Raw genomic sequence first — 15,127 nt, forward strand, 5'->3', positions numbered from 1 at the left:
CACGCGGAACGACCCATCACCCGCTGGCAGCGATTCCAACCGTGCTGGAGTCGTTCCACCCGGTGGTAGGAAAAGTGCAACGGTTCGCGAACCGCGCCGCTCACGCCTGCGCAACCCGAACCGCGAACCGCGCGCGCCTTCGGAAGAACCGCAACCCATTGTGTTCCCTGTCACTTTTCCCAGAGGAGCGGTCACTTCTCGAACAAGCCGCCGGTGAACCTGCGGTGGCGATTTCCCGACTGCACCCACCTGCACCACGAGGAGCCCCCCATGGCGAAACTCAATCTCAAGAAGATCTCGAAGAAGTCGGCGGAGGCGCCCGAAGCGCCCGCGACCGAAACCGAAGCGACCGAGACGACGCCCGCGTCCACTGCCGAGGCCGACGAGCTCTCGCGGCTGCGCGGCATTCTGTTCGGCTCGGCGATCAACGAGCAGGAACAGGCCCTCGCGCGGATCGAGAACCGGATGGCAGCCCACGCCGCCGAGGTGCGCGGTGAGATCGATGCCCTCGGTCGTCGCCTCGAGAATCGCATCTCCGAACTGGGCGCGCGGGCGAACCAGGATCAGAACTCGGTCCGCGAGCAGCTGCTCGGTCAGTCCGAGCTGCTGAAGAACTCGGTCCAGGAGCGCTCGGACCAGACCCTGCTGCTGGTGAACCGCGGGATCGAGGAGCTGCGCGAGCACAAGATCGATCGCACGAAGCTCTCCGAGTTCCTGCTCGACCTCGGTTCCCGCCTCGAAGGCGAGCACACCGACGTGGCGAACGAGGACGCGCGATGACCAAGGTATACGACGCCCTGCGCCGCGCCGAGGAGACTCGGGCGCAGCGCCAAGAGAACGACACCGAGAGCGAAGCCAAGACCCACACGCTCTCCGACCTGTTCACGGCTCCGAAGACCGAGACCGCCTCGGCGCCCGCGACCCCCGATGCGTCGGCGGCAGCGGCTCCCGAAGCGGCACCGGCCCCGGCTGCGACTCCGACCGGCGGTGAGTTGGATCGCCTGCGGGAGATCGTCTTCGGCTCTCAGATCAGCGACTTCGATACGGCCGTCGCCGGACTCGAGGCGAAGCTTGCTCACGAAGAGGAGCAGGTGAAGCTCGAGATGGAGAAGCTGGAGAAGCGTCTCGAGGAGCGGCTCGTCGAGATCGACACGCGCACCACGCGCGGTCAGACCGAGCTCCGCGATCAGATCCTCAAGATGTCGAACGAGCTCTGCGAGATGATCACCACGCGCGGTGATCACGTGCTCAAGATCGCGAACGAGGGCCTGGCGGACCTGCGCCAGCGCAAGCTCGACGAAGGGCAGTTCACCGGACTGCTGCGGAAGTTGGCCTCCGAGATCGAGACGAAGTCGAAGGCCGCCTAGGCGAGAGAAGCCGCCGCCCGTTCGCTTTCGGTGCAGGGAGTGGACGGGCGGCGGCGTTTGCGTCCGACCCACGCCAACGCGCCCAAACCTGCACCCATCAAGAGCACCGTCTTCGGCTCCGGCGCGAGTAGGAGCGAACTCGCTCCGAGCGCATCTCCGTCGATCCGGACCTCGTCGATCGTCCCGTTGAAGGCGGCGGCGTAGTCCATGCGGACGCCGATCTCGACGGGTGCACTCGGGTCCCAGTAGAGCGCTCGACCCGCCGCGCCCTGGACGCGGCCCACCTCGCCGCCGTCCACGAAGAACTGGCCGAGGCCGGTGCCGGCGTCGTACATGAACGCGAAGTGATGCCAGTTGGCGTCCATGTCGAAGAGGTTGAGCATCTGCAGCGGACTCGCGCCGCCGGCACCGTCGTCGACCCAGAACACGACGTCGAGCGAGCTCGGATTTCCGATGCGGAGGCCATTGTTTCCGGTGGTGCGCAGGAAGAGGTCGGCGTCGTTCTCGACGGTTCGGCCCCAGAACTCGACGGTGAGGCTCGGGCTGTTCAGCGCCGCGTAGGCGACCACCGAGCCATTGATACCCGCAGAGCCGCCCTGGCGCGTGCCACCGAGGCTGCCGTTGTTCGGCGTGCCCGTCTGGGGAACCGAGGTCGTCGGGAGGTTCGAGTCCACGAAGGCGCTGCTCGAGAGCAGATCGTTCCCGCCCAGCACTTCGTTCGGCACCCGCAGCCCTTCCGCGCTCGGCTCGAGGTCCGTCTCCATGCGCCAGTAGCCGAGGGTCACGGCCTGGGCCGACGATCCCAGGCACAGGGCGGCGACGAATGCGCAGAGGAGGTGAGAGGTGGGGGGAAACACCTAGAGAGTGTCGGCTGAAGCGCGTCGTGAGTTGAGAGCGGGACGGCGCCGCGCCGCGGTCGGACGGCAGAAGTGACACTGTTCTGAGGAGCTAGCCGCCCAGGTTGCACGTGGGCGAGTTCCCGGACCGTGCCGTCCTGCGCCCAGCTGCGCGTGCAACTCACCGTGGTTGCGGCTGCCGCGATCGCGGAAAACGCGACACGAGACCGGGTCGGAGGGCAACTCCGATCACGTTGACCCTCAACTGCTGAGCGGCGAGTATGCGCTGTTGCGTTCTTCCTGAGGTGCTGTTGATGCTCTGCTCCTGCCGTGACGTCCCGATTTTCCTGGGCACCTGCGCATGGCTCGCCGGACTGCTTGCCGTCGTGTTGCCGGTTCCCGCCGCGGCCCAGTACCTCGCCGAGCTCTACGACGACATCACGCTCACGACGAAGGTCGCCGAGCGCAGTCACGCCGTGATCGACTTCGATTGGGGCACCGGCGAGATCGATCCCGCGGTCGGCAGCGACAACGCGTCGATCCGCTGGACCGGCAACCTCCAGGCGAGCTACGACGAGACCTACACCTTCTACGCCACCACCGACGACGGCGTGCGGCTGTGGGTGGATGGTGTCCTGGTGATCGACGACTGGACGGTCCACCCGGCCCAGGAGTTCAGCGCGAACGTCGCGCTCTCGGCCGGCCAGATCGTGCCCGTCGTCATGGAGTTCTACGAGCAGGCCGGACACGCGGTGGCCCGGCTCGAATGGGCGTCGCCCAGCCAGGCGCGGACGACCCCGGCCGCGTTGCCGATCGATCCGCCCGGCTTCGACGCCCTCGTGCCGGTGGACCCGTTCTTCAATGGGGTCTTCCCGAGCACCACGCCCGGGCCCGGCGGCATCGAAGCCCAGGCGGTCTCCGCGAACCTCGGCGTCGGCTTGATCCTGACCCTCACCCGTGGCGACGGCGTGATGTACGCGGGCAGCCGCAACGGCGAGATCGTCGAGATCGTGCCGGGATCGACGAGTGAGACGGGGACGCTCTTTCTCGACATCACCGACCGCGTCTGGACCGGCCAGGACTCGGGGCTGCTGGGGATGGCGTTCCACCCCGACTACGACGATCCGGTCTCGGCGAACCGCAACTACCTCTACCTCTACTACGTCCACTCCGACGGATCCGACGAGTTCATCCGACTCTCGCGCTTCGAGCGTCCCGACGGTCAGAGCACCGCCAGCCCCGGCTCCGAGCTGATCCTGCTCCAACAGAAGCTCGGCCCGACGTTGCACCGCGGCGGCGGCCTGCTCTTCGGCAACGATGGCTACCTCTACCTGTCGATCGGCGACCTCGGCTGGCCGAACGAATCCCAGGAGATCGACGATCTCTTCGTCGGCGGGGTGCTGCGCATCGACGTCGATCAGGGTGCTTCGAGCCACCCGATCCCCCGGCAGCCCGACCCGGCGGATCCGAGCACGTTCACCCAGAACTACACCATCCCCGACGACAACCCGTTCGTGGGTGTCACCGGCGTGCTCGAGGAGTACTACAGCCTCGGGTCGCGCAATCCGCACCGCATGACGATCGACCCGGAGACCGGCGTGATCGTGATCGGGAACGTCGGCTCGAACATGGCCAGCAGCGTCGAGGAGCTGAACGTCCTGGTCGCTGGCGCCAACTACGGGTGGCCCTTCCGCGAAGGCTACGCGGACATCGGTACGCCGCCGGCGAGCCCGATCGGGGTCGTCACGGATCCCGTCCTGACCTACCCGCGGGCGGAGGGCGCCTGCATCATCGGGGGGCACGTCTACCGCGGCAGCAGCATTCCATCGCTGCAGGGCCGCTACATCTTCGGCGACTGCACCAACAACAACGTGTGGGCGGCCCAGGATGCCTCGGGCAACGGACCGAAGCAGCTGATCACCACCGCGCCCGCCCAGCTCGTGACCTTCGGGCGCGACGACGCCGGCGAGGTCTATCTGGGCACGGCGTCGTCGGTGCTCTACCGGCTCGCCCCGAGCACCATCGTGCCCGAGCCCCCGGCGCTGCTTTCGCAGACGGGGGTGTTCAGCGATCTGACGAGCCTCACGATCGACCCCGCCTTCATCCCCTACGAGGTCATCAACCCGCTCTGGTCCGACGGATCCCTGAAGCGGCGCTGGTTCGCGGTCCCCAACGGAAACGGGAACAACGATCGCATCCAGTACTCGGAGACCTCCGAGTGGGGCTTCCCCTCCGGCTCGGTCTTCGTGAAACACTTCGAGATCCCGGTCGCGGGTGCGCCGGCACGCCGGGTCGAAACGCGCGTGCTCGCGCAGGGAACCGACGGCCAGCTCTGGGGCGTGACCTATCGCTGGCGGCCAGATGGTCTCGAAGCCGATCTCCTCAGTGACGGGATGGAGGAGATGATCGAGGGGCAACTCTGGCAGTACCCCTCGCGCACCGAGTGCAACCTCTGCCACAACCCGGTCGCAGGCGGGGTGCTCGGGCTCCGCACCTCACAACAGAACGCCGAGCTCTTCTACCCGAGCACGGGACGTACCGCCCATCAGCTCGAAACCTTCGACCACGTGGGTCTGCTGGTGCCGGGGCTCGGCGGCGCGACCCCCGACGATCTGCCCGCGCTGTCGGCGCTCGATGACCTGACGGCGTTCACCCAGCAGCGGGTGCGTTCCTATCTGCAGTCGAACTGCGCCCAGTGCCACCGACCGGGAGGGCAGGGGCGCGGGGACTTCGACACGCGCTACGAGACGCCCTTTGCCCAGCAGGATCTGCTGAACACCGACGTCGCCGAGGACCTCGGCGTGACAGGGGCGAAGGTGGTGGTGCCGGGAGACGTCCTGCTCTCGGCGCTCTTCCACCGCGATGCGCTGCTGGGGACCTCCCAGATGCCGCCGCTGGCGAAGAACGTGGTCGACTTCGCGTGGCTGGCCGTCCTGCGCGACTGGATCGGCGTCGTCAACGAACCGCCGGTCGCTCCGCTCTCGGGCGACTACTACGACGGTCGTAACTTCGACACCTTCGTCTTCCAGCGGGACGATGTCGTGATCGACTTCGATTGGGGCGGCGGGACGCCCGACGCATCCGTCGGAAACGACGAGTTCTCGATCCGCTGGACCGGGACCCTGATCCCCGAGTTCAGCGAGACCTACACCTTCACGGCGACCTCCGACGACGGTGTTCGCGTCTTCGTGGACGGCACGTTGGTGGTCGACGACTGGTCGGTGCACGCGGCGCGCGAGGCCAGCGGCACGATCGCGCTCGTGGCGGGGCAGGCCGTGCCCTTCGTCGTGGAGTACTACGAAGCGGGTGGCCGGGCCGTGATCCAGGTCGATTGGGAATCGGCGAGTCTGCCGCGCACACCGGTGACGGCGAGCCTGCCCAACACGGCGCCGAGCGCGACGCCCCAGGCGATCAACGTGGCGTCCGGCGTGCCCCTCGCCATCGCCCTGGGTGGCAGCGATGCGGAACAGTCGACCCTCGACGTCGCCATCGTCGATCCGCCGAGCGCGGGCACCCTGATCGGAACCGGGCCCGTGCTCTTCTATACCTCGGCGCCCGGCTATACGGGCTCCGACAGCTTCACCTTCAAGACGAGCGATGGCGCGCTCGAGAGCGCACCCGCCACCGTGGCGTTGACCGTGCCCGAGCCGACTGGCCCCTGGGCGCTGTTCGCCGGGGCGCTGCTGGTCTTGGGGCTCCGGGCGCGACGCGGTCGGCGGCGCTAGGCGGCTCGCTCAGCCGGCGAGTCGCTCGATCACCGCGTCCGCGAAGGCGCGGGTGCCGAGCGTCCCGCCGATGTCGCGCGTCTTCTGTCCGTCGCGCAGGGCGGCGTCGTAGGCATCGCGGATGCGCGTCCCGACGCTGCGGAAGCGCGGCTCGGTGTCTCGCTCGCTGAGATGGTTGAGCATCATGACCGCGCTCATCACGAGGGCGAGGGGGTTCGCGAGATCCTGGCCGGCGATGTCCGGCGCCGAGCCGTGGACGGCTTCGAACACGGCCGCCGCGTCGCCGAAGTTCGCGCCGGGCGTGACGCCCAGCCCACCGACGAGTCCGGCGCAGAGGTCCGACACGATGTCGCCGTAGAGGTTCTCGCAGAGCACGACGTCGAAGGAGGCCGGGTCCTGCACGAGTCGCATGCAGCCCGCGTCGATGATGCGCTCGTCGTACTCGACCTCGCTGCCTTCGAAGACGGCGCGCGCGCAGTCGAGGAAGAGCCCGTCGCTCTTCTTCATGATGTTGGCTTTGTGGAACGCCGTGACGCGCCTTCGATCACGGGCTCTCGCGTAGTCGAGAGAGAAGCGCGCAATTCGCTGGCAACCCTTCTCGGTCGCCACCTTCAGCGAGGTCACGACGCCCTCGGTGATGACGTTCTCGATGCCCGAGTACAGGCCCTCGGTGTTCTCGCGAACGATCACGAGGTCGACGCCGTCGTAGCGGCTCTCGACGCCGGGCAGGTTTCGTACGGGGCGCACCGCCGCGTAGAGATCGAGTTCGCGGCGGAGCGCGACGTTCACCGAAGAGAAACCGCCGCCGATGGGCGTCGTGCAGGGGCCCTTGAGCGCCACACCGTGGCGGCGGATCGCGGCCCGCGTCGCTTCGGGCAGGACGTCGTCGTCGCCCGCTTCGAGGGCCGCAACCCCGGCGCGCTGGGTCTCCCAGTCGATTCCGGCGTCCGCCGCTTCCAAGATGCGGACAGCCGCATCACTGACTTCCGGACCGATCCCATCACCGGGGATCAGGACACAGGTTCGACTCATCGGGCGTGGGTCTCCTCGCGGCGCACTGGGAGGGCGCGGCGAGGGTACCGACTCGTTGCGCGCTTGCCGGTGGCCCCGCGCAAGAGTTGGGCGACCCGCGGCGCCTGGGTTTCGAGTGCGTAGTGGCGCAGCACGTGACTGCGCCCGGCGCGTCCCAACTGGGCACGCAGGGGAGCGCTCTGGATCAGCCGTTCCAGCGCCGGTTCCCAGGCTGCGATGTCCGCCGGGAGGTAGCCGGTGACGCCCTCCAGGACGACGTCGGCATTCGCACCCACCGGGCTGGCGACGACGGGAATGCCGCTCGCCATGTACTGGATGGCCTTGAACGCGCACTTGCCCGCGGTGTAGGGCGTCTCGGGGAGCGGCATCAGACCGATGTCGATGCCGGCGAGGTCGCGGGCTTCATCGTCCGTGTTCGCGTAGCTGCGCCATGGCCGGGTCTCGACGCGCACGCCTGGGCATGAGAAGTCAGTCACGCCGCGCAGCACCAGACGCAGATCGTGACGCCGTGCGAGGGACCGGAGCACCGGGCGGAGCGGTTCGAGGTAGGCGCGCCCGGCCGGCGCACCGACCCAGCCCAGCGTGAGGGTCTGGTCGTCGCGGACCGGTCGCACCGGATACGCGGCGGCGTCGACCACCGTCGGGACCCGACTCACGCGGTCCGTGTGCCGACGCGCCCAGCCTTCCAGCTCGGCCGAGCCGGCGAAGACGCGCGCGCAGCGGGGAAGCAGCGCGGCCAGGGCCGTGTCACGCTGTCGCCAGCGATCGGCGATCGCGCGGATCCCGCGACCGAAGCCGTCGTCGCCGGGCGGCGGCGCGTAGATGGCGTCGTCGAAGTCGAAGACCCAGGGCGTTCCGGTGCGGGCAAGCGTCGGGAGCAAGGCGGTCGGGAGCGTTTCCTTCTGGAGCCACACCAGGTCGAAGCCTGCCGCCGACCACCAGTCGCGGGCGCGTCGTACGCTGCGGCGGGCCAGGCTCGCCCCCAACAGGCCGAGCCGAGTCGCGGCCGACGGTGCGCGCAATCCGTAGCCGACCTCGAAGAAGCGCTGGTCGACCCGCGGACGTACGTCGAGCTCGATCCCCAGACGGGCCAGCGGCGCGCGGTACTGGTAGACGCGAAAACGACTCGAGGGTTCGGCTTCCGGGCCGATGGTGAGACAGAGGACACGCATGGGACTCGTTCCGGCGGATCGGCCGTCCGGAACAAGCGCTTGAGGGACGAGGGGTTGTGACGGCGTCTGCGCGCGAACTACTCTCGTTCGACATGCCCGTTCCCGCGATCGTCACGGCCGGTGACCGCAAGGCTTCCCGTGCGATCTACGGCGAGAGCAAGGCCTACCTGGTCATTGCCGGGGTGCCGCTGGTCGCCCAGGTGGTCACGACCCTGCAAGCCGTTCCCGAAGTGTCCGAGGTGTGGGTGGTGGGCAACCTCGAGCGCCTCGAAGCCGTCCTGCGCGATCCCGCTTTCGCCCGCACGCTCACGAAGCCGCTCCATCTCGTGCCCCAGTTCCGCAACCTCTATGAGAATGGGTGGGAGACCTACCGCCGCGCCTTGCCAGGCGCGCCTCCCGAGGGCCGCGATCCGACCGTCGAGGACGGGCCCGCACTCTTCCTCTCGACCGACCTGCCCTTCGCGACGCCCCACGAGATCTCGGCGTTCATCCAGCGCTCCTTCGAGATCGACGTCGACTACAGCCTCGGGCTCGTGACCGAGGAGTCGATGCAGGCCTTCTATCCGGAAGCGCCCGGCAAGGGCGGGATCCACATGGCGTACTTCAACCTGCGCGAGGGACGCTTCCGGCAGAGCAACCTGCACCTGATCCGACCGGGCCGCGTGGCGAACCGCTTCTACGTCGAAGAGATGTACGAGCATCGCTACCAGCGCGAATGGGGGCCGATCCTCGGGCTCGCCTGGCGGCTCTTACGCAGCGAACGCGGCGGCTTCGCAGTCGTCGCCTACTACGGCCTGATGCACCTCGCCGGTGCGCTCGATCGCCGGGGCTGGCGACGCATCGCCGATCGCGTGCGCCGTTGGATTCCGCTCGGCCGGATCGAGGGTGGAATCGAGGGCCTCTTGCGCGGCGGGTTCCGCTTCGTCATTACCGAGGGCGGAGGCTGCGGCGTGGACATCGACAACGAGCACGACTTCGACGTGGCGAACGAACGCTTCGAGAGCTGGCAGACCGCCCAGCGCGAGCGCGTCGAGCGCATCTACGGACCGCTCTCCCTGCCCTCCTCGACGGACGGCCCAGCGAGCGGCGACGCATGAGCGCGGCGCAGGGAACCGACGCACCGTCGCGGATTCGTTGCGGCGCCGGGTTCTTCCGGCGACCCGACCGCGCGCTGATCCAGGTCTCGGGCAGCGACCGGGTGCGCTGGCTGCAAGGCATGGTCAGCAACGACGTCGCGGTCCTGGTGCCCGGGCTCGAGCGATCGGGCTGCTACGCGTTGCTGCTGACACCCCAGGGTCGAATCCTGGCCGATCTCCACGTCTTCGAACGCGGCGATCACTACTGGCTCGAGAGCGCCCGGTCGGCGCGCGACACCCTGCTCGAGCGCCTCGACGCCTTCATCATCGCCGACGACGTCACGCTCGGCGATCACACCGATGCGTGGGAGCGCGCGTCGCTGGAGGGCCCGCGCGCGGTCGAATGGTTCGCAGGATGGGCCGAGCAACCCCTCGACGCGTTGCAACGGCACTGCGGTGTCGACGTGGGCACTCCGGTCGGTGCCGCGTTCGTCGCGCGTTGGGGCGCCTGCCTCGACGACGGTCTGCAGCTCTTCCTGCCGACGGCGAGCATCGATGGCGTGCTCGCCGATCTGCGCGAGGTCGCGGCGCGCGCCGACGGAGAGTGTGTCGAGGGAGATCCCTCCGACTTCGAGCGGCTCCGCGTCGAGTCCGGCATTCCCCAGTTCGGCAGCGAGCTCGGGCCCGACGTGCTTCCCGCGGAGGTCGGGCTCATCGGCGAGGCGGTCAGCCTGAGCAAGGGGTGTTACACGGGCCAGGAGGTGGTGGCTCGCATGGAGTCGCGCGGTGCCCTCTCCCATCGCCTGCTCGGCGTGCGTTTCGACGCGAACGCCGCCGCACCGCCGACGGGAACCGCGCTAGAGGTCGCCGGCAAGGTCGTCGGCGAGCTGACCAGTGTGGTCGCGTCCGACGATTCGGCATTGGGGCTCGCCTTCGTGCGTAAGGCCCACGCCGAACCGGGTGGGGTGGTGCGCGTCGGCGACGCGGAGGCCACGCTGTTCGCGATCCCGCCGGAGCCCGCGTCGTGAGCCAACCGACGGCGCGTGCTCAGAGTCGGCCGGTGCTCATCGTCTTCGCGAAGCGGCCGGCACCCGGCGAGGTGAAGACCCGGATGTGTCCGCCCTTCCAACCCGACGAGGCGGCGGATCTCTACGCGGCGATGTTGGACGACGTGCTCGAGGCGAGCCTCGATGCCGCCCGCGCCGTCGGTGCCGAAGCCTGGCTGCTGGTGCACCCCGCGTCGGCGGCACGCGAACTCACGCTCCGCTGTCCGCCCGGGTTTCGGGTGCTGCCCCAGCGCGGTGCCGATCTGGCCGAGCGGATGACGGATGCAGTGGCAACGGCGGCGGCCGCGGGGTTCGGACGCATCCTGCTCCGCGGCAGCGACAGCCCGGCACTGCCCGTCGAGCACCTGGTGGACGGGTTTCGCGCCCTCGTCGACGTCGACCTCGTCGTCGGACCGGATCGAGACGGCGGCTACAGCTGGATCGGCGTGCGTCGGCCGACGCCTGGCCTCTTCGACCATCCGATGAGTACGTCGACGGTGCTCGAGGACACGCTGGCGAACGCCGCCGCGGTCGGCTGGACCACGCGGCGCCTCGCGGCGCACTTCGACTTCGACACGGCGGAAGATCTGGCGCACTGGTTGGGGAAGCGCGAGGCTGGCGGCGCCGAGCCGTGTCCGCGCACCCTTGCGTGGCTCGAAAGCCACACGTCATGGCAGGCGCATCGCCCTACCTGAGAGTGCGGCATCCAAGTCGCAACAGGGACCCGCGCGACCGACCCGATTGCCTGCATTCCAGGCAGACCGATGGCCAGGGACCGTGCAAGGAGTGGCCCGGGTGCGGCCCGAACGGACCGTAGAGGCGCCACTGGCGGCACGCCGATTGCTTCGCTGAACTCGCACGGATGGATTGAAAATCCCCATGTCTGCGAAGCTGTGGGGTACCTTGTCGGGCCGCACGACCACCCCGCGGGAGTCGACCAGCCTCGAACTGGTCTGAACGCGGGGGGCGCCACGTCCGGCGAGAACGGAAGGAGACTGGCCCCATGAAGAAGATCGAAGCGATCGTGAAACCGTTCAAGCTCGACGAGGTGAAAGAGGCCCTCCAAGGCGTCGGGATCCAGGGCATGACGGTCACCGAGGTGAAGGGGTTCGGGCGCCAGAAGGGTCACACCGAGCTCTACCGTGGCGCCGAGTACGTCGTCGACTTCCTGCCGAAGATCAAGATCGAGCTGGTCGTGAGCGACGAGCTCGCCGACAAAGCCGTCGCAGCGATTTCGGAAGCCGCGAACACGGGCCGCATCGGCGACGGCAAGATCTTCGTGCTTCCCGTCGAGGAAGCGATTCGCATCCGCACCGGCGAGCGCGGGGCCGGAGCCGTCTAGGTCGCTCGCGCGCCGCGGGGACACGTTCCGCGGCACCCCGGATCTCCATCCACCTCGCTGCGGACGGTCTGCCCCGGGGGTAGATTCCAGGTTCGCTACGCTTCCACCCGTCGTCGGGAGGAGCCGTGGGCTCCGGCGCACGACTTCCCGAGGCAACGCGAGGCCAGCGCGGGACGCCCAGTCGCCCGCAGCGCGCCCGCAGAAGGGAATCGCGGTGATGGCGATGATGGAGATGACGTTTCCGGAACCGCGCGATCGCTGGAGCGACGCGCAGGATGCCGACTTCGAGGCCGGCTCGGAGGCCGGGGCCGATCCCCGCTCCGCGACGAGCCGGTTCCCCCAGGCCTGGTGGCGATTCGCCAGCGAGTTCGGGGAGGACGTCGCGTCCGAGTGGAAGGCGCTGGCCGAGGCCCTGACGGCCCCGGGCAGCGGCGAACCCCGCAAGTGGCTCGGCTGGGCCCTGTTCCGGCTGGCGGCGCGGGTGAACCCCGAGGTTCGCGAGCGCTAGTCGCGGACCCCGCCGCGGAACGCGGCCGACCTGCCTTGCCTTTGAGCAACCCGGGGTTCGCGGCGCCCGGACGTTGCGTCGCAGCTGGCCCGCCTCTTGCTTCTGCAGAGAGGCGGAGGCCCTATCCATGCGCGTGTACGTCCTGACCTTTGGAAGCCGCAGCGATCTCTCTCGCGCCTTCGACCGGGTTCTCGAGGATCCCCAGGTGGCGAGCTGCATGATCGAGCCCGAGCACCGTCGGCTCCGGTTCCTGGGCCCGCTGCGGTTGACCGAGCGCCTCGTCGAGCGGATCTACCAGGATGGCGGGCTGGCCTGGTGCAGCCGCCACGATTTCCGCGACCCCGCCGAAGAACGACTGGGGGCGCTCACCGCGGCCTGAGCCGCCCCCGCCGCGCGCTTGCCAGCCGCGTTTCCGCTTGCAGACTCGTCCGGATCGACGATCCGGGGGGTGACCCATGCGAGTGGTTCCGTGTCTGTGGGCGATCGGGATGGGTGTCGTGCTCCTGGCGTGCACGAGCACGCCCGATGCTGAGTTCGCGCGCGCCGGGCGTGAGGCGTCGACGGCCGGAGCCATGGCCGCGTCCGACACGGCCGCGCCTCCGCCGTCGGCTGCTGCGGTGCAGCGCCTGCTGATCCGCAACGCCGATCTGGCCCTCGATGTCGAAGACCTGGACGCGGCGACCGCTGCGGTGGAAGCGCGCGTTGTCGCGATCGGCGGCCTCGTCCGGCACTCGGGTGGCGACGACGATCGCCGCTCCCTGCAAGTGGGCGTTCCGAACGATCGGCTCGAGGCCTTCCTCGACCACGTCGCCGAGCTCGGCGAGGTCACCCGCCGCTCGCTGCGCAGCGAGGACGTCACCGAGCAGCATGCGGATCTGGTCGCCGAGATCGAGAACACGCGGTCGTTCCGCGACCGGCTGCGTCAGCTCCTCGAGCGCGCGAAGTCGGTCGAAGAGGTGCTCCAGGTCGAACGCGAGCTCACCCGTGTGCAGACCCAGCTCGACCGTCTCGAGGCGCGGAAGCGGCGCCTGGACTCGGACGTCGCGTTGGCGACGGTCTACGTGCATCTCGAGCGCGCCGAACGCGCGGTGCCCGGGCCCCTGGCGATCGCGGGGTACGGGGTCTACTGGCTCGTCGAGAAGCTCTGGAAGATCCCGCTCCCGCGCTGACGCGCTTCGAAGAGAAAGGGCGCCCGGGTCCGAGCGGCGCGCCCACGCCGAGACCCGAGCGCCCTTGGGCACCCGACAGGTGTCCTCAAACTAGGAGAGTGCGGCGTCTCCCGTTTCGCCCGTGCGGATGCGGATCGCATCCTCCACGGCCGTCACGAAGATCTTGCCGTCTCCGATCTTTCCGGTCTGTGCCGACTCGGCGAGTGCCGACGTCACCTTCTCGACCAGCTCGTCGGGGATCACCACCTCGAGCTTGATCTTGGGAAGGAAATCGACGACGTACTCGGCGCCTCGGTACAGCTCACTGTGTCCCTTCTGGCGTCCGAATCCCTTGACCTCGGAAACCGACATACCGAGCACGCCGACCTGGCCCAGGGCTTCCTTCGCGTCATCGAGCTTGAAGGGTTTGATGATGGCTTCGACTTTCTTCATGGCCGCCTCCTAAGCGCTTTCGCTGGTGGCGAGGCGACTGGCGACGCCCGCCGGTGCGGTCGACTGGCCGCTGGGCAGCGACGAGAAGGCACCGCTGCCCGCGGTGCCGACGTCGTAGGCGTGCTGCCCGTGCTCGGCGTAGTCGAGACCTTCGATTTCCTCTTCCTCGCTCACGCGCAGGCCCATCGTGGCCTTCACGAGTGCGAAGATCGCGAACGCGCAGACCAGCGTCGTGATGCCGTAGGCCACCACACCGATCAGCTGAACCAGGAAGCTGTGCTCCGGGTTCGTGGAGAAGATGCCGACGGCCAGCGTTCCCCAGATGCCGCAGGTGAGGTGCACCGAGATGGCGCCCACCGGATCGTCGATCTTGATCTTGTCGAAGAACAGGATCGAGCCGACCACGATCACGCCCGCGATCAGGCCGATCAGCACCGAGCCCATGATCGTCACGGTGTCCGCGCCGGCGGTGATGCCGACGAGGCCGGCGAGCACGCCGTTGAGCGCCATCGAGAGGTCGGGCTTGCTGGCGATGAACCAGGAGCAGGCCATCGCGGCCACCGCGCCGGCCGAAGCCGCGAGACAGGTGGTCACGAGGGTGTAGGACGTGAGCGCCGGGTCGGCCGAGAGCACCGAGCCACCGTTGAACCCGAACCAGCCGAGCCACAGCAGGAACACGCCCACCGCCGCGAGCGGCATGTTGCTGCCCGGGATCGGCGAGAGCTTGCCACCGACGTACTTGCCGATGCGCGGGCCGAGCATCCAGGCGCCGACCAGCGCGCCCCAGCCGCCCACCGAGTGGACCAGCGTGGAACCGGCGAAGTCGTAGAAGCCCATGCCGTCGAGCCAGCCACCGCCCCACTTCCAGGAGCCGAGGATCGGATAGACGATCGCGACGAAGAGGGTCGCGAAGACCATGAACGACGGGAGCTTGATCCGCTCCGCGACGGCGCCCGAGACGATCGTGGCCGCGGTGGCCGCGAACATCGCCTGGAACAGGAAGTCGGTCCAGTAGGTGTATCCGCCACTCGCGTAGCCGGTGCCGAGACCCGCTTCGTCCGTGGAGATGCCCATGCCGGCGAAGCCCACGTACCCGTTGAACTCACCCGGGTACATGAGATTGAAGCCGCAGAGGGCGTAGGTGAGGATGCCGATCGAGACGATGAACGTGTTCTTGAACAGAATGTTCGTCGTGTTCTTCGCTCGGGTCATGCCCGATTCCAGGGTGGCGAAGCCCAGGTGCATGATGAACACCAGGCCCGCGGCCAGCATCATCCAGACGTTGTTCGCCACGAAGGTGCCCGGAGACACCGTGTCTTCTGCGAGGGCGGCGGCAGGCACGAGGGCCGCTGCCAGCGCCCATCCGATCATTCGTTTCATCTCGATCCTCCTGTAGGGGTGTCGCCTGCGAGGAACTCGACA

General features: G+C 68.6%; 15 protein-coding genes. 10 read left to right on the forward strand and 5 right to left on the reverse strand.

Annotated features, from left to right (window positions below):
* Positions 1 to 270: 270 nt before the first annotated feature.
* Both AAF430_07455 and AAF430_07460 read left to right on the forward strand, forming a co-directional pair.
* Positions 271 to 780 carry a hypothetical protein gene (locus AAF430_07455; GenBank protein MEM7410051.1) on the forward strand — a complete coding sequence of 170 codons (510 nt, stop codon included), beginning with the start codon at positions 271 to 273 and terminating at the stop codon, positions 778 to 780.
* Complete coding sequence (locus AAF430_07460) at positions 777 to 1,367, forward strand: hypothetical protein (protein ID MEM7410052.1); 591 nt, start codon at positions 777 to 779, stop codon at positions 1,365 to 1,367. The genes AAF430_07455 and AAF430_07460 overlap by 4 nt, the downstream gene beginning before the upstream one ends.
* Here the strand turns inward: AAF430_07460 and AAF430_07465 are convergent.
* Positions 1,364 to 2,224: a LamG domain-containing protein gene (locus AAF430_07465; GenBank protein ID MEM7410053.1), complete on the reverse strand. Its 861-nt coding sequence runs from the start codon at positions 2,222 to 2,224 to the stop codon at positions 1,364 to 1,366. The two genes, AAF430_07460 and AAF430_07465, sit on opposite strands and share 4 nt — an antisense overlap.
* Positions 2,225 to 2,517: 293 nt before the next feature.
* On the opposite strand from AAF430_07465, the gene AAF430_07470 reads away from it, so the two are divergent.
* Complete coding sequence (locus AAF430_07470) at positions 2,518 to 5,928, forward strand: PA14 domain-containing protein (protein MEM7410054.1); 3,411 nt, start codon at positions 2,518 to 2,520, stop codon at positions 5,926 to 5,928.
* 9 nt (positions 5,929 to 5,937) lie between these two features.
* Here the strand turns inward: AAF430_07470 and AAF430_07475 are convergent, their stop codons facing one another.
* Positions 5,938 to 6,960 (reverse strand): isocitrate/isopropylmalate family dehydrogenase, encoded by a 1,023-nt coding sequence (locus AAF430_07475; GenBank protein ID MEM7410055.1) that lies wholly within the window; start codon positions 6,958 to 6,960, stop codon positions 5,938 to 5,940.
* A complete protein-coding gene (locus AAF430_07480) occupies positions 6,957 to 8,132 on the reverse strand; it encodes a glycosyltransferase family 4 protein (GenBank protein MEM7410056.1) in 1,176 nt (391 codons plus the stop codon). The genes AAF430_07475 and AAF430_07480 overlap by 4 nt, the downstream gene beginning before the upstream one ends.
* A 92-nt stretch (positions 8,133 to 8,224) precedes the next feature.
* Here AAF430_07480 and AAF430_07485 point away from each other — a divergent pair, with 92 nt between their 5' ends.
* The 7 genes from AAF430_07485 to AAF430_07515 all read left to right on the forward strand — a co-directional run bounded on the left by AAF430_07485 (position 8,225) and on the right by AAF430_07515 (position 13,273).
* Complete coding sequence (locus AAF430_07485) at positions 8,225 to 9,229, forward strand: NTP transferase domain-containing protein (GenBank protein ID MEM7410057.1); 1,005 nt, start codon at positions 8,225 to 8,227, stop codon at positions 9,227 to 9,229.
* Complete coding sequence (locus tag AAF430_07490; protein MEM7410058.1) at positions 9,226 to 10,236, forward strand: hypothetical protein; 1,011 nt, start codon at positions 9,226 to 9,228, stop codon at positions 10,234 to 10,236. The genes AAF430_07485 and AAF430_07490 overlap by 4 nt, the downstream gene beginning before the upstream one ends.
* Positions 10,233 to 10,949, forward strand: coding sequence for a TIGR04282 family arsenosugar biosynthesis glycosyltransferase (locus AAF430_07495; protein ID MEM7410059.1), 717 nt, complete (start codon positions 10,233 to 10,235; stop codon positions 10,947 to 10,949). The genes AAF430_07490 and AAF430_07495 overlap by 4 nt, the downstream gene beginning before the upstream one ends.
* Before the next feature lie 308 nt (positions 10,950 to 11,257).
* Positions 11,258 to 11,596, forward strand: a complete 339-nt coding sequence (locus tag AAF430_07500) for a P-II family nitrogen regulator (GenBank protein MEM7410060.1) — start codon at positions 11,258 to 11,260, stop codon at positions 11,594 to 11,596.
* Positions 11,597 to 11,828: 232 nt separating this feature from the next.
* Entirely contained in the window at positions 11,829 to 12,104 is a 276-nt protein-coding gene (locus tag AAF430_07505; protein MEM7410061.1) for a hypothetical protein, read from the forward strand.
* A 127-nt stretch (positions 12,105 to 12,231) separates the two neighbouring features.
* Complete coding sequence (locus AAF430_07510; protein MEM7410062.1) at positions 12,232 to 12,483, forward strand: hypothetical protein; 252 nt, start codon at positions 12,232 to 12,234, stop codon at positions 12,481 to 12,483.
* Between the two features lie 76 nt (positions 12,484 to 12,559).
* A complete protein-coding gene (locus AAF430_07515) occupies positions 12,560 to 13,273 on the forward strand; it encodes a DUF4349 domain-containing protein (GenBank protein ID MEM7410063.1) in 714 nt (237 codons plus the stop codon).
* A 90-nt stretch (positions 13,274 to 13,363) separates the two neighbouring features.
* On the opposite strand, the gene AAF430_07520 is transcribed toward AAF430_07515, so the two are convergent.
* The gene (locus AAF430_07520) at positions 13,364 to 13,705 is read right to left on the reverse strand and encodes a P-II family nitrogen regulator (protein ID MEM7410064.1); all 342 of its coding nucleotides are present in this window, start codon (positions 13,703 to 13,705) and stop codon (positions 13,364 to 13,366) included.
* A 9-nt stretch (positions 13,706 to 13,714) separates the two neighbouring features.
* A complete protein-coding gene (locus AAF430_07525; GenBank protein ID MEM7410065.1) occupies positions 13,715 to 15,085 on the reverse strand; it encodes an ammonium transporter in 1,371 nt (456 codons plus the stop codon).
* Between the last annotated feature and the right edge of the window lie 42 nt (positions 15,086 to 15,127).

It is taken from the genome of Myxococcota bacterium, assembly GCA_039030075.1.
Taxonomy (GTDB): Bacteria; Myxococcota_A; UBA9160; order UBA9160; family SMWR01; genus JAHEJV01.